Source organism: Pedobacter sp. UYP24 (assembly GCF_054057295.1).
In genome coordinates, this window is the sequence record NZ_JBSRZD010000006.1 from 163,805 (window position 1) to 176,670 (window position 12,866).

General features: G+C 39.7%; 14 protein-coding genes and 1 tRNA gene. 7 read left to right on the plus strand and 8 right to left on the minus strand.

Features of this window, described 5'->3' with window-relative positions:
* Positions 1-147: 147 nt before the first annotated feature.
* Positions 148-786 (minus strand): alpha/beta hydrolase, encoded by a 639-nt coding sequence (locus tag ACVWYN_RS12620; protein WP_457289223.1) that lies wholly within the window; start codon positions 784-786, stop codon positions 148-150.
* Between the two features lie 33 nt (positions 787-819).
* Positions 820-1,896: an endo-1,4-beta-xylanase gene (locus ACVWYN_RS12625; protein WP_457289224.1), complete on the minus strand. Its 1,077-nt coding sequence runs from the start codon at positions 1,894-1,896 to the stop codon at positions 820-822.
* Between the two features lie 469 nt (positions 1,897-2,365).
* Here ACVWYN_RS12625 and ACVWYN_RS12630 point away from each other — a divergent pair, with 469 nt between their 5' ends.
* From ACVWYN_RS12630 to ACVWYN_RS12640, 3 genes are all read left to right on the plus strand, one after another.
* Complete coding sequence (locus ACVWYN_RS12630; RefSeq protein ID WP_457289225.1) at positions 2,366-3,583, plus strand: DUF2264 domain-containing protein; 1,218 nt, start codon at positions 2,366-2,368, stop codon at positions 3,581-3,583.
* Between the two features lie 192 nt (positions 3,584-3,775).
* Complete coding sequence (locus ACVWYN_RS12635; RefSeq protein ID WP_457289226.1) at positions 3,776-4,744, plus strand: peptidoglycan DD-metalloendopeptidase family protein; 969 nt, start codon at positions 3,776-3,778, stop codon at positions 4,742-4,744.
* Between the two features lie 252 nt (positions 4,745-4,996).
* A complete protein-coding gene (locus ACVWYN_RS12640) occupies positions 4,997-6,364 on the plus strand; it encodes a right-handed parallel beta-helix repeat-containing protein (RefSeq protein WP_457289227.1) in 1,368 nt (455 codons plus the stop codon).
* A 259-nt stretch (positions 6,365-6,623) separates the two neighbouring features.
* Here the strand turns inward: ACVWYN_RS12640 and ACVWYN_RS12645 are convergent.
* A tRNA-Phe gene (locus ACVWYN_RS12645) sits at positions 6,624-6,696 on the minus strand.
* A 181-nt stretch (positions 6,697-6,877) separates the two neighbouring features.
* Here ACVWYN_RS12645 and ACVWYN_RS12650 point away from each other — a divergent pair.
* The 3 genes from ACVWYN_RS12650 to ACVWYN_RS12660 are packed head-to-tail and all read left to right on the plus strand — an operon-like array spanning position 6,878 to position 9,806.
* Positions 6,878-8,176 (plus strand): 4Fe-4S dicluster domain-containing protein, encoded by a 1,299-nt coding sequence (locus tag ACVWYN_RS12650; RefSeq protein WP_457289228.1) that lies wholly within the window; start codon positions 6,878-6,880, stop codon positions 8,174-8,176.
* A 39-nt stretch (positions 8,177-8,215) separates the two neighbouring features.
* Positions 8,216-9,016 (plus strand): (Fe-S)-binding protein, encoded by an 801-nt coding sequence (locus tag ACVWYN_RS12655; RefSeq protein WP_457289229.1) that lies wholly within the window; start codon positions 8,216-8,218, stop codon positions 9,014-9,016.
* Positions 9,006-9,806 (plus strand): MBL fold metallo-hydrolase, encoded by an 801-nt coding sequence (locus tag ACVWYN_RS12660; protein WP_457289230.1) that lies wholly within the window; start codon positions 9,006-9,008, stop codon positions 9,804-9,806. Before ACVWYN_RS12655 ends, ACVWYN_RS12660 begins: the two co-directional genes overlap by 11 nt.
* On the opposite strand, the gene ACVWYN_RS12665 is transcribed toward ACVWYN_RS12660, so the two are convergent.
* On the minus strand, positions 9,769-10,251 hold the full coding sequence (locus ACVWYN_RS12665) for a hypothetical protein (RefSeq protein WP_457289231.1): 483 nt from the start codon (positions 10,249-10,251) through the stop codon (positions 9,769-9,771). The genes ACVWYN_RS12660 and ACVWYN_RS12665 overlap by 38 nt on opposite strands.
* A gap of 50 nt (positions 10,252-10,301) precedes the next feature.
* On the opposite strand from ACVWYN_RS12665, the gene ACVWYN_RS12670 reads away from it, so the two are divergent.
* A complete protein-coding gene (locus tag ACVWYN_RS12670) occupies positions 10,302-10,784 on the plus strand; it encodes an ABC transporter ATPase (RefSeq protein WP_457289232.1) in 483 nt (160 codons plus the stop codon).
* 3 nt (positions 10,785-10,787) lie between these two features.
* Here ACVWYN_RS12670 and mtgA read toward each other — a convergent pair whose 3' ends face one another.
* From mtgA to rpsF, 4 genes are all read right to left on the minus strand, one after another.
* Positions 10,788-11,510 (minus strand): monofunctional biosynthetic peptidoglycan transglycosylase, encoded by a 723-nt coding sequence (gene mtgA, locus ACVWYN_RS12675; RefSeq protein WP_457289233.1) that lies wholly within the window; start codon positions 11,508-11,510, stop codon positions 10,788-10,790.
* A 105-nt stretch (positions 11,511-11,615) separates the two neighbouring features.
* The gene (rplI, locus tag ACVWYN_RS12680) at positions 11,616-12,059 is read right to left on the minus strand and encodes a 50S ribosomal protein L9 (RefSeq protein ID WP_457289234.1); all 444 of its coding nucleotides are present in this window, start codon (positions 12,057-12,059) and stop codon (positions 11,616-11,618) included.
* Positions 12,060-12,069: 10 nt separating this feature from the next.
* Positions 12,070-12,333 (minus strand): 30S ribosomal protein S18, encoded by a 264-nt coding sequence (rpsR, locus tag ACVWYN_RS12685; RefSeq protein ID WP_131594648.1) that lies wholly within the window; start codon positions 12,331-12,333, stop codon positions 12,070-12,072.
* Positions 12,333-12,692: a 30S ribosomal protein S6 gene (gene rpsF, locus ACVWYN_RS12690; RefSeq protein WP_457289235.1), complete on the minus strand. Its 360-nt coding sequence runs from the start codon at positions 12,690-12,692 to the stop codon at positions 12,333-12,335. Before rpsF ends, rpsR begins: the two co-directional genes overlap by 1 nt.
* Positions 12,693-12,866 lie beyond the last annotated feature (174 nt).

The window sequence follows — 12,866 nt, forward strand, 5'->3', positions numbered from 1 at the left end:
TGCATGTGAAGAAGTTCTTTGAAATATTTATAGGATTTGCGGTCAAAAAGAAGATAGCTTTGAACGCTTGCTTTTGTCATTTAAATAGCAATGGGGCGAATTGATATAGGTCATTTTTCCAGACCTTAAAATCATGCTGTCCAGGTTCTATGTAAAAAATGTGCCGTCTGGTGAGTGGGTATTCGGTGCAGAAGAAAACCCTCCGATCCATGCAAATTTATCCAGGTTGCCAAGTCCAAAATTTAATGCCTGTCCGCCACCCATTGATAATCCTGCGATGGCCCTATTTTCACGACTGGTTAGGGCGCTATACTTCTGCTCCACAAATGGGATAAGGTCATCCAGCAGGTCATGCTCAAAACGACTGAATGCTTCAATCTTGTCTGCAGCCATGATGTTCCCTGTGGCTCGGTCATCGCTCATTGCCCTTCCATTAGGGAGCACTACGATCATAGGTTTCAATTTTTTCTGATTATACAACTGGTCCAGAATATTTTGAGGTTTGCCGTTGTTAAGCCATTCGTATTCATCTCCGCCTATTCCGTGCAGCAGGTAAAGCACCGGATATTTCTTTTTCACATTATATCCAGGGGGTAAATACACGACCACTTTTCGGTTGGCACCAACAGTTTTAGAAGCATAGCTGATGGTGTCGATCCGGCCGTGGGGAATACCATCAATGTATGTATCAAATCCTGAAGGTGCAGTGCCGGCTGACTGCTGAGCCAAGCAAGCCAAGCCGTAGCAAAGTAAAAGTAGGGTTGATAAACAAAATTTAAACTTCATTTTTGTTTCTATTGGCATCGATTGTCTCATAACTTAAAAATTTATTACGCCCCAATAGGCTTTTTTAGGCATTAAATGCTCATCAAATAAAAGCGGAAAGTTTTTGCGACCACGCACAGGGAAATTATCCAGCCAACTATACCTGTCTGACAGGTTCCAGAAAGTGACTCCGGTAATCAATCCTTTTTGAGCTCTTAATATACGGAACACGCTGGCATACTGCACTTGCTGCCTATTTTCGCGATCAAGTGTAAAGCCTCTGGTTTCGGTATCTCCAGCCTGCTCAGCAATATTGCCATCAGTGTAAATGGACATGTCAAGTTCGGTAACCTGCACTTTAATTCCTAGTGAAGCGAAACGCTCAATGGTTGCATTCAAAGAGGCTTCGCTGGGATTATTAATCGACCAATGCCCTTGCAGCCCTACCGCATGTACCGGAACGCCTGCATATTTCAACTTTTTTAACAATTGGAATACCCTTTCTCTTTTTTCAGGCGATTCCGTATTATAATCATTATAAAACAGCACGGCATTAGGATCTGCCTGATGTGCGTACTCGAATGCTTTGGCAATGTAATCCTCTCCGCAGATCTGGTACCAGAGTGAGTTTCGAAGTAGCTCTCTCGGATTGTCAGAAATGGCCTCATTAACTACATCCCAGGCATAAATTTTACCCTTATAACGTCCAACTACGGCAAATATGTGTGCTTTTAGGCGTTCCAGCAAAACCTCCTTAGTAACCGTATTGCCAGCCTGGTCTTTAAACATCCATCGTGGAGCCTGCGTATGCCAGCATAAATTGTGTCCCCTTACTTTCAGGCCATTTTTCACTGCAAATGCTACAATAGAATCTGCATCACGCCAATTATAGCGGTCTTCCTCAGGATGAATAGGTCCCATTTTCATGGCATTTTCTGCAGTAATACTATTGAAGTTCTTCAAGATAAGGGCACGTTGCGCAGAATCCTTAAGTTGCCCTGGTGTAACTGCTACTCCAATTGGGAAATAATTCTTATAGTAATCCTTCAGACCTCTTTCTTCCGGCTTTTGTTGGGCAAACACCACTGTGGTGAGGAATGTTATTAAGATAAGGGGGGCTATTATTTTCATCGTGTCATCAGATCTATTTCAACATATCCTACTATATCGTTATTCTGCGTATTGTGCATAGTACGGAGTTTAATATAGCGTCCTTTTACAGGGCTAAACGTTTTTGCCGCCAAAGCGGATTATTTTGAATATTTGAAAATTCTCTATATCTAGCGTTTAATCACAATTATTTGGCACAATAAAGGAATGAAGTATTTAATGAAGTTTGGCTATCTAGTTAACCTTTTAATAAGTTATGTTAACGTGGAAAGCTATTGTCTTGATATCTTTCCAAGCTCTTAAATAAATACTTGTTAATTATAAAAGTTATTATTACATTTTTTCTGGAATGTTGAGATAGTATACCTTAGACAGGTTAAATGAACATCTAAAAAAATCTTACATTTATTCTGATCGATAATCGCTCTGCTAGTCAACACATTAAATGCGGTAGTAAGAGTAGAAAAAAAGAACCTATAAAGAATAAAAAATGAAAAACTTGTTATCGCTTACTGTATTTCTGGCTATGGGTCTTAGCACCAACGCATCTGATAAAGAAAAAGAAGTACAAGGTCCGGAACAGCGTAAGTTTTTAATAGAAACTATGTTGAAAATTGCCAATCCTGTACTAGTGGCTTTAAGTCAAAATCAATTGAAAGTAAGGATGCCTGTTGAGGCACAACCCGGACAAGAAGTCGGGAGACGTGAGGTGACTTATCTGGAAGCCTTCGGAAGGTTAATTGGAGGAATGGCACCCTGGCTGGAGCTGGGCCCTGATGAAACTCAAGAAGGAAAACTACGTCAGAAATATATTTTACTGGTCCGTAAATGTATCCGCAATGCAACTGATTCTTCAGCCTTAGATTACATGAACTTCTCAAAGGGCGGACAACCTGTAGTAGATGCCGCTTTTTTTGCTCATGCCCTATTAAGAGCACCCAAACAATTATGGGAACCTTTGGATGCAGCAACAAAAGCTAACGTTATTCATCAGTTGAAATCTTCTCGGATAATTACACCTTACTACAGTAACTGGCTTTTGTTTAGTGCGATGATAGAAACTGCTATTTACAAATTTGATCATGAAGCAGATTTTATGCGGATTGATTATGCCATAAAATCACATGAGAATTGGTACCTGGGTGATGGTACTTATGGCGATGGCCCTGATCTTCATTGGGACTATTATAATAGTTTTGTAATCCAACCTATGTTACTTGATATTTCCCGGATCGCTTTTGTTAATCAAGAATTACATGATAAATTTTTAATCCGAGCTACCAGATATGCAGAAATTCAGGAAAGACTTATTTCTCCTGAAGGCACCTACCCGCCAATCGGGCGTTCATTATGCTATCGTTTTGGTGCTTTTCAGCTTTTATCACAAGTCGCTTTGCAAAAAGCATTACCGAAAGGTGTCTTACCCGAGCAGGTCCGCTGCGCTTTATATACGATGGTAAAAAATCAGATTGAAGCACCGGGAACTTTTGATAAAAATGGCTGGCTTACTATTGGTATGTACGGTCATCAGCCAGGTTTGGGTGAGCAATATATTTCTACCGGCAGCCTGTACCTATGCGCTCAAGTTTTCCTGATTTTGGGTTTGCCTTCGGAAGATACTTTTTGGACTAATCCAAATTCGGATTGGACACAGAAAAAACTCTGGAAAGGTTTGCCAGTACCAATAGATCATACTTTATCTCATTGACATCCTTTAATTGGGCCAAGGCTGAAGTATAAAGAATTATTGGCTGCTTTTGCCAGTACCTTCAATCCCTCCGCCTGCTGTTTACATCATTACGGAAGATCTGCATCAGGTTATAAAATTGCTCGATCTTTATTTTGCACCACAACTGTAAGTTTTTATAGGTTTGCCCTACTAATATGTAAAACGCTGATTATGAAAATCCTGCTAATAACTATCCTGTTCATCTTAACCACCATTATCTCTTACAGCCAAAATGAAAGTCCTGCAAGTAAAAATGTAATAACAGCTTTTAAGCAAAATTACAACAACAATCAGCCCGATAGCATTTTTTCGATGTTCTCCGCTGGTACCAAAGTCAATTTGCCGAATGATAAGACAAGAAGCTTTCTGAATCAGCTTAAAGGAAAATATGGCAACATCACTAAAATGACTTTTCAGAAGTACGAGAATGGCTTTGGAGTGTATAAATCGGACTTCCAAAATGATGTGCTAACAATTAGCATTTCTATTAATAGCAGCGAGGAGATAACCGGACTATATGCCAAGCCTTATGAAGAGATTGCAGAAGCATTATTGAAAAGAAACATTACCAAGATGAGCTTACCGTTTAAAGGAGAATGGGACATATTTTGGGGTGGCGATACCAAAGAAGTCAATTACCATGTGGTGGCTAAATTTCAAAAGAACGCATTCGACATTGTAATCAAAAATGCAGAAGGCAAGAGTTTCAAAACCACTGGAAAAACAAATGAAGACTACTACGCCTTTGGAAAGGAATTGCTAGCACCATGTGATGCAGAAGTAGTACTGGCGGTGGATGGGGTAAAAGACAATATACCGGGTGTATTGAACCCCATGTATTTGTCGGGCAACTCGGTTCTCCTTAAAACTAAAAACGATGAATACATTCTTTTTGCACACTTTAAACAGCACTCTATAAAAGTGAAACAGGGAGATCTGGTAAAAATCGGTCAGGTATTGGGTCTTTGCGGTAATTCTGGAAATTCTTCAGAGCCACACTTACATTTTCATATCCAGGATGCAGAAGATTTTAACAAGGCAGTTGGAGTGAAATGTTATTTTGACAAACTAAAGGTAAATGGAGTTCTTAAAACCGATTATTCTCCGGTTAAAGGAGATAATGTATCTAAGCAATTATAAAGAAAGCCCTTAAACATCGTGTGCGCAAGGTCTGGGATATTTCATATTCAGATGAGCAGCAGCATATCCTGAAACGAGTCATGTAAAAATGGGCATACGTACAGCCATTAAAAAATAATCGCTACATAATGTGCCTTATTGTCCTGATCAGTGTTATAAATATAGAATAACATGTGCAGCAATACACTGGAAACTATAACTTTGAGTGCGCCCTTTCAATAACAACTTGTTTTATACCCTAGCTAATTGATTATGAAGAGAATATTTTGCACATTTATTTTTATTGTTTTTTATTGCTACGGTTATAGCAAGCAAGCTTGGTATGTTACAGGCAGTGGAAGCGATTCCAATGATGGACATTCATTACAACTTGCGTTTCTTACGTTACAAAAGGCAGCAGATTTGGTTCAGCCCGGAGATATCGTATGGATCGGAAACGGCGTTTATACATCACCTAGAACACCAGAAAGTGGTCATGTTTTATGGATTGCGCGCTCCGGAACACCAAACGCATGGATAACCTGGAAAGCTTTAAAAGGGCAACATCCGGTAATCAGACCAACTGGTTGGGCTGGGATATCGATTTCTGGATCCTATCAGATCCTGGACGGACTAACAGTAACCGGGTATAACGACTCCATCTTTTTACTGGAAGCAATTAATGATGGCAAAAAGCCAAAGCCGGATCCGTATTTTAATTCAAATGGGATTTTCATTAATGGCAGGGATAAGAAGTCAGATGCAAAACCCCATCACATTATCATTAGGAACTGTGAAGTCAATAAATGCCCAGGCGGCGGAATTGCTATTATTGAAGCCGATTACGTCACGGTTGAAGATTGCCGCATCTCGGAGAATGCCTGGTTTATGCGCTATGGAGGTTCTGGGATTTCAACACTCGATAACTGGGCTTATGATGACAAGCCAGGTTACCATATGATCATTCAGCGCAATTATGTATGGAATAACAAAACCCTGGTGCCTTGGAATGTGATTGGAAGGTTGAGCGATGGTAATGGGATAATTCTTGACGTTACCGATCAGGAGGACGGTCCGAAAAACCCCAATGGAGATGTCGCCGTAAATCCTGACGGGGATAAGCAGTCTATAGCAGCTTCGGTAACCACTAAACCGGCAAGACCAATCTGGACTGGAAGGGCGTTGGTAGCAAACAATATCAGTGCTTTCAATGGCGGTTCTGGCATTCATACGTTCAAGACGAGCCATGTTGATGTGATAAACAACACTACCTACTGGAATGGTCAGATTGTTGGTTATCCTGAAATGTTTGCCAACGTTTGCCATGACGTGGTTTTCCTGAACAACATTATCGTTCCGCGTCCGGCAGGCAAGGTTACTTCTAATAACAATAAAGGCAATGACATCCGTTGGGATTACAACATGTATCCGGTTAAACAGGAAGTATTTAAATCGGCTAACGAGATCATTGCTGATCCTTTGTTTTTAAAAATTGATCCTGCATTAGGCATTGGTAGTTTTATCCCCGGAAAGGAAAGCAAGGCTCTAGGAAGCGGCTCTCTGGAAATCAGTCAGGCCACTGATATCACCGGAGCAAAACGTCCAAAGGGCGGCCCCGACCGTGGCGCATTTGAAAGATAAAGGATTTTATCACGTTAGGCATCCCTTCTACTCCGTTGGACTTTTATGATATAGTTTTTTGAAAATCCAGTTAAAATTAGAAAGGTTTAAAGCCGTTTGCGTGCCTCAGTTAACCACACCTCAATTACAATAAATTCTGAGAATACTGAATATTTTGAAGGTAAGAGCGTAAGCCAAAATTCGCGAGATGGATCAACTAAGAGTGCCTTTAAAGACCGTAAAACAAAAAAGCTCCAGATTTCTCTGAAGCTTTTTGAAGTGGTATGGGCCGGGATCGAACCGGCGACACATGGATTTTCAGTCCATTGCTCTACCGACTGAGCTACCGTACCTACTTCCCGTTTGGGATTGCAAATGTAGTGTCTTTTTTTGAATGGCAAAATCTTTTTTGAAAATAATTACATATCGGGCTATTTTATTTAAAACGCATATAAATTTAAACTATATGCATGCATAATAATTTGAATTGCTGTATTTATTTTAACTTAGCAACACTATAGAGATATTTAAAGAATGGTGTCACAAATCATATTTATAGCAATAACGATATTGGCAATAGCCTTGTTCAGTTATAACCTCAAAAAAATAATCAGGAATATCCGGATTGGAAAAAAAGCGGATAGAACTGACCAACCCCAAAAAAGGTTTATGACCATGCTTAAAGTAGCATTCGGACAAACAAAAATGTTCTTCCGTCCTATTCCCGCAGGGCTCCATCTTGTCGTTTATGCTGGCTTCGTAATCATCAACCTGGAAGTACTAGAGATCATGATTGATGGGGCTTTTGGCACCCATAGGGTTTTTGGTGGCCTTGGCAGCCTTTATAATGTGCTTATCGGCTCATTTGAAATCCTTGCCCTCGGCGTATGGCTGGCCTGTGCTATATTCCTGATTAGAAGAAATATTATTAAGTTAAAGAGGTTTACGGGAGTAGAAATGACCAACTGGCCCAAGTCAGATGCAAACTATATCCTGATTACAGAAATACTACTGATGACAGCCTTTTTGCTGATGAATGCCGCAGATGCGAAGCTCCAGGCATTAGCTTCCGGTCACTACATAACCGCCGGTGCTTTTCCTGTTAGCCAGTACCTGCATAATTTATTGCCAAATACAGAGGCATCTTTAATCGAAATAGAGCGTAGTTGCTGGTGGTTCCACATCATCGGGATATTTACCTTTCTTAACTACCTGCCCTACTCGAAACACTTCCATATACTATTTGCCTTTCCTAACACCTATTTTTCCAACTTGGAGCCTAAAGGGGAGTTTACAAACATGGCAAGTGTTACCAATGAGGTAAAAGCAATGCTTGATCCCTCTTTTACACCAGTGGAGGCCGAAGTTGGTAGATTTGGAGCAAAAGATGTAAATGACCTGACATGGGTAAATTTAATGAATGCTTATACTTGTACAGAGTGTGGAAGGTGTACTTCCGTTTGTCCGGCAAACATTACAGGAAAGCTGCTATCGCCCAGAAAGATCATGATGGATACCAGGGATAGATTGGAAGAGGTAGGCAAGAACATCGACAAAACAGGCAATGGCTTTGACGATGGCAAATCTTTAATCGACACGTATATCAGCAGAGAAGAGATCTGGGCTTGTACCAGCTGCAATGCCTGCACAGAGGCCTGCCCTATCAACATAGATCCCCTGGGAATTATTACTGAGCTTAGGAGATACGCTGTGATGGAAGAATCACAATCCCCCGCCAGCATTAGCGCAATGTTAGGGAATATTGAGAACAACGGGGCCCCATGGAAATATTCTCCGGCAGACAGGTTAAACTGGGCTAAAGAAAAAAATTAATTCAACAACTATAAATTCAGAGCGTAAGTAAGCGTTAAGATGAGCGAGCAATTAAATTTTGAAGTGCCAACAATGGCAGAACTGATAGCCAAAGGCGAAGAACCTGAAATTTTATTCTGGGTAGGCTGCGCAGGAAGCTATGATGAAAGGGCACAAAAAACTACGCGCGATATCTGCAAGATCCTGCATCATGTAGGTATAAAATATGCAGTATTGGGAACCGAAGAAAGTTGTACCGGAGATCCTGCAAAGCGTGCAGGGAATGAATTTCTTTTTCAGATGCAGGCCATGACCAACATAGAGGTTCTAAATGGGTATAATGTAAAGAAAATAGTTACTGGATGCCCACATTGCTTCAATACCATTAAAAACGAATATCCTGGCTTAGGCGGAACATACGAAGTAATTCACCACACACAGCTGATACAGCAACTAATAGATGAAGGAAAGTTGAAAGCAGAAGGCGGTGAAAGTTTTAAAGGAAAAAAAATAACTTACCACGACCCTTGCTATCTTGGTCGCGGTAACGGCATTTACGAAGCACCAAGAGCTGCTCTTGAGATACTTGATGCCCAACTTGTAGAGATGAAGCGCTGCAAATCCAATGGCCTGTGCTGCGGTGCCGGAGGGGCCCAAATGTTTAAAGAGCCTGAAAAAGGGGATAAAGACATCAACATAGAGCGCATTGAAGAAGCGCTTGAAACCCAGCCGCAAATCATTGCAGCGGGATGTCCATTTTGCATGACAATGCTGAGCGATGGAATTAAGTTAAAAGATCAGGAAAAGAACGTAGAGGTATTGGATATCGCAGAAATTACAGCAAGAGCAAATGGCTTGTAGCAATCTGCATATTGCTTCCCTTAATTCTGGCAGCAATGGAAATTGCTACTATGTTGGCAACAATGAAGAAGCTATACTTGTAGACGCTGGTCTATCCTGTAGGGAAACGGAGCGCCGCATGCAACGTATAGGTCTTTCCATTCAAAAGGTCAAAGCAATATTTATTTCACACGAACACACAGACCATATTAAAGGCCTTTGCAATCTTGCATCCAAATATAACCTTCCGGTTTATTTAACTACGGGAACACATATCAGCTGCAAATTCAACTTAAGGCAAGATTTGATAAAATATATTGGAGCCAATAATCCAGTGCACATCGGCAACCTAGAAGTTATTGGTTTTCCAAAACTGCACGATGCAGCAGAACCATTTAGCTTTATCGTGTCTTGTGGTGCAACAAGAGTGGGCGTTTTCACTGACCTTGGAATTGTATGCGAACAGTTAGCATTCTATTTCAAACAATGTAATGCAGCTTTTCTGGAAGCCAATTACGATGATGAGCTACTCAGTAAAAGTGCTTACCCCTACTTCCTTAAAAGACGAATAACAGGTGGTAAAGGTCACTTATCAAATAAACAGGCACTAGATCTATTCATCAGCCATAAACCGGCATACATGAGTCACCTATTGCTTTCTCATTTATCTAAGGATAATAATTGTCCTGAGCTTGCAAAAAATCTGTTTATGCAGCACGCTGGAAATACAGAAATCATCGTAGCATCAAGATACCAAGAGACCGAAGTGTATACTATTTTTGAGCAAGTAACTGCGCATTTATCCGCGTAAGCCGTACAGATAAATCATTTAAGTCTTGTGGTTCTATATTCTTTAATGGAATAGTCATGTAATTAGCCATACTGTCTAAATCTCCTTGTTTCCGGTCATTATATGTTTGCACAATTACGTCGTCACCGGCAGTACGCAACACTACAGTTCCGTTTTTATCATTACCATAGTAATCTATAGCTTTAAACTTCGTTAAATTAAAAGAAAAATACTCCACCTTTCCATTGGCGTAAAAACACTTGTACCGACAAAAACCATTGTTGGTAACATTGAGTTCGTACCGCTTTAAAGCGGGTATTTCATGGGCATCATCATAGTGGTCTTTTAACATCTTTTGAAGAAATAGGCTTTCTTCTAACAAATCGGAAGGATGGGAAAAAGCCATTAAAAATAGGCAGAAAGCTGCAGCAAGGCATGTTTTCAAGTTAATTGTAAACTTTTTCATCAGGGAAATGATTTCAGGGCATCAAGTTAAAAAAAAATGTAATTTTGAATATGAGTTTTTCTCCACAATCTAAAGTTTGGGTATATCAAAGTAACCGCGCATTTACTGATGATGAAGTAGCAGAAGTCCAGCAAAAATTAGGCGATTTTGCTGCACAATGGAAGGCACACGGCCATCAGCTTAAAGCTAAAGCAGAGGTATTGCTCCATTTCTTTATTGTATTCACTGTTGATGAAACAACTTCTGGTGCCACAGGATGTTCTATAGATGCTTCTGTAAGGATTATAAAAGAAATAGAAGAGCAATATGGGGTAGATTTATTTAATAGATTTAATATGGCCTATCTGGTAGATAGTAAGGTTATCGTGACCAACAAAGAAGACTTTGAAACTTTAATTAACATTAAAGCTGTAGGCCCTAAAACAATAGTTTTCAATAATATGGTGCAAAACCTACAAGAATTTGAAACCAAATGGAAGGTACCTTTTGAGAAGAGCTGGCACAATATAGTTTTTGCTCACCTGATAAAATAAGAGTTAAAAATCTAAAGGACCTAACCTGCTCATATTTTTTATAATCAAGTATTGTCTATGTTTTATATAGGCTGTTGGTTTCCTAGGTGTCCAGCGTATTGGATTAGGGAAACAAGCGGCTATCAATGCAGCCTGAGAGCGACTGAGCTTACCACATGACTTACCAAAGTATTCTTGCGATGCAGCCTCTGCTCCATAGATACCGTCTCCCATCTCTATTACATTCAGGTAAACTTCCAGAATTCTTTCTTTACTCCAAAGTATCTCTATAAGTAATGTAAAATATGCCTCAAATCCCTTTCTTATCCAGGATCTTCCTGGCCATAAAAATACATTCTTAGCCGTTTGCTGTGATATGGTACTTCCACCCTTAATATTTTTACCCTTCTTATTTGTTTGAAATGCTTTTTCAATAGCCTTAACATCAAAACCAAGGTGCTTTAAGAACAATTGATCTTCTGCTGAAACGGCGGCCCTTTTCATATTGTCGGATATATCATTAAAATCCATCCACTTCTTTTCCATCTTAGCGGACTTATCATCTGAACTGCGTTCCATATTACGCTGGATCATCAGCAGAGTAATTGGTGGGTTTACAAAGCGATAAACCAAAACCCACAACACGGTAACCATTAGAAACCACAGGAAAATTTTTGAAATAACGGAAGTGACTTTCTTCAGTAGGGGATTTTTAGAGCTCTTAGCAGCTCTCTTTTGCTTTGCCATTATCCAAAGATAGATAAATGAGCAAGCCTAATCAAGTGACAAATCGTGGGGCATAAAAAAAGCGTCCAGAAATTTCTGAACGCTTTTTCATATCTGTAATAAAGATTACTCCGCTACTACTGCAAAAGGAACTTTAACTTTCACTTCTTTGTGTAAGTTTAAGTTGGCAACATAATCACCAACAAATTTAGGCTCGGTTTCGAAAGTAATACGGCGACGGTCAACATCAAAACCTTGTTGTTTTAATGCATCAGCAATCATAATGGTGTTTACTGCACCAAATATCTTACCTGATTCACCTGCCTTAGCACCAATTGAAAGCTTAACATCTGTTAAACGCTCAGCAATGCCTTCTGCATCTTTCTTAATTTTATCTTGTTTAAAAGCCGCTTGCTTCAAGTTTTCTGCTAAAACTTTCTTCGCTGAAACAGTTGCCAACTGACCAAATCCTTGTGGGATCAGATAGTTACGACCATAACCTGGCTTTACATTTACGATATCATCTTTCTCCCCTAGGGATTTGATATCTTGTTTTAAAATGATTTCCATCTCTCAGTTCCTATTTTAATTGGTCAGCAACAAAAGGTAACAAACCAATGTGACGTGCGCGTTTAACCGCTTGCGCCACTTTACGCTGAAATTTCAATGAAGTACCAGTTAAACGGCGAGGTAAAAGTTTACCTTGATCATTGATGAATTTTAACAAAAAGTTTGCGTCTTTGTAATCAATGTATTTAATACCATTTTTCTTAAAACGGCAATATTTCTTCCTATTATCGTCCACTTTTGGAGCGGTAACATATTGTATCTGATCCTTTGCCATTATACTGCAGCCTCCTGTTTTGGTTTCTTGTTAAAAGCTCCGCTACGTTTCTTCTCATTATATGCAACCGCATGACGGTCTAATCTAATGGTAAGGAAACGCAATACACGCTCATCACGCTTAAGCTCCAATTCCAATTTACTAATCACATCACCTGTAGATTTGTACTCTGTAAGGTGAAAAAATCCGCTTGCTTTCTTTTCAATCGGATACGCTAATTTTCTCAAACCCCAATTGTCTTCTTGAACAATTTCGGCTCCGTTATCAGTGAGAATTTTGCTATATTTAGCTAGTGCTTCTTTAGCAATGTCTTCTGATAACAACGGGGTTAGAACGATAACAGTTTCGTACTGATTCATTGTTATTAATTTGTTTTAATTTAATCCCGCACTTTTATTACGGGAGGGCAAAGCTAACAATAAATTTCTAATAATCAAAAGGTTTAATGTTTACTAAAATATAGCTTTTGCTTCTCTTGTCATTCCCAACAGGCCTTTTCATTCAGAGCGCAGCGCAGAATCTAGATTCTGCGC